Origin of the sequence: Streptomyces gottesmaniae (genome assembly GCF_031845845.1) — a bacterium.
GTDB lineage: Bacteria > Actinomycetota > Actinomycetes > Streptomycetales > Streptomycetaceae > Streptomyces > Streptomyces akebiae.
Map to the genome: position 1 here is coordinate 1 of NZ_JAVRFJ010000092.1, position 1414 is coordinate 1414.

1 rRNA gene is annotated in these 1414 nt (G+C 56.4%); it reads left to right on the forward strand.

Features of this window, described 5'->3' with window-relative positions:
- Positions 1 to 1392 (forward strand): 23S ribosomal RNA (locus tag RM704_RS44505); the annotation flags it as partial.
- Positions 1393 to 1414: the final 22 nt, after the last annotated feature.

Here is a 1414-nt window from a genome sequence, read left to right on the forward strand (position 1 = left end):
CTGAGACCTGATGCCGAGCCGATTGTGGTGAAGTGGATGATCCTATGCTGTCGAGAAAAGCCTCTAGCGAGTTTCATGGCGGCCCGTACCCTAAACCGACTCAGGTGGTCAGGTAGAGAATACCGAGGCGTTCGGGTGAACTATGGTTAAGGAACTCGGCAAAATGCCCCCGTAACTTCGGGAGAAGGGGGGCCATCACTGGTGATCCGATTTACTCGGTGAGCTGGGGGTGGCCGCAGAGACCAGCGAGAAGCGACTGTTTACTAAAAACACAGGTCCGTGCGAAGCCGTAAGGCGATGTATACGGACTGACGCCTGCCCGGTGCTGGAACGTTAAGGGGACCGGTTAGTCACTCTTCGGGGTGGCGAAGCTGAGAACTTAAGCGCCAGTAAACGGCGGTGGTAACTATAACCATCCTAAGGTAGCGAAATTCCTTGTCGGGTAAGTTCCGACCTGCACGAATGGCGTAACGACTTCTCGACTGTCTCAACCATAGGCCCGGTGAAATTGCACTACGAGTAAAGATGCTCGTTTCGCGCAGCAGGACGGAAAGACCCCGGGACCTTTACTACAGTTTGATATTGGTGTTCGGTTCGGCTTGTGTAGGATAGCTGGGAGACTGTGAAGCTCGGACGCCAGTTCGGGTGGAGTCGTCGTTGAAATACCAGTCTGGTCGTGCTGGATGTCTAACCCGGGTCCGTGATCCGGATCGGGGACAGTGTCTGATGGGTAGTTTAACTGGGGCGGTTGCCTCCCAAAGGGTAACGGAGGCGCCCAAAGGTTCCCTCAGCCTGGTTGGCAATCAGGTGGTGAGTGTAAGTGCACAAGGGAGCTTGACTGTGAGACCGACGGGTCGAGCAGGGACGAAAGTCGGGACTAGTGATCCGGCGGTGGCTTGTGGAAGCGCCGTCGCTCAACGGATAAAAGGTACCCCGGGGATAACAGGCTGATCTTCCCCAAGAGTCCATATCGACGGGATGGTTTGGCACCTCGATGTCGGCTCGTCGCATCCTGGGGCTGGAGTCGGTCCCAAGGGTTGGGCTGTTCGCCCATTAAAGCGGTACGCGAGCTGGGTTTAGAACGTCGTGAGACAGTTCGGTCCCTATCCGCTGCGCGCGCAGGAATATTGAGAAGGGCTGTCCCTAGTACGAGAGGACCGGGACGGACGAACCTCTGGTGTGCCAGTTGTTCTGCCAAGGGCATGGCTGGTTGGCTACGTTCGGGAGGGATAACCGCTGAAAGCATCTAAGCGGGAAGCCTGCTTCGAGATGAGTATTCCCACCCACTTGATGGGGTAAGGCTCCCAGTAGACGACTGGGTTGATAGGCCAGATATGGAAGCCTGGTAACGGGTGGAGTTGACTGGTACTAATAGGCCGAGGGCTTGTCCTCAGTTGCTCGCGTCCACTGTGTT